Raw genomic sequence first — 252 nt, 5'->3', positions numbered from 1 at the left:
GTTGAGCCACGGCTAGATAATGTCTCCATTCATACTTGGTGATACCTGCATCATGCTTGCGATTGAAGATACGTCTATGTCTTGCTATCTCCTTGCCTTCGGCAACGATAACGATTTCAGCTGCATAAACATGAAGACTCACATGCTGGTTAGCAAAGCTTGCCGGGACACTATAGCGGTTACGCTCGAACGTAATTAAGCATGTAGAAGAGACTCGCTTAGTCTCTTCTACATAGCCATCGAATGGCGCTG

Annotated in this window: 1 pseudogene; it reads right to left on the bottom strand. The window is 46.0% G+C overall.

Going from position 1 to position 252, the window contains the following annotated elements:
* Positions 1 to 252 (bottom strand): annotated as a pseudogene (locus tag A3735_RS30865) (IS21 family transposase); the annotation flags it as partial.

It is taken from the genome of Oleiphilus sp. HI0061 (assembly GCF_001635675.1).
This window is presented reverse-complemented; position numbering and strand designations above follow the sequence as displayed.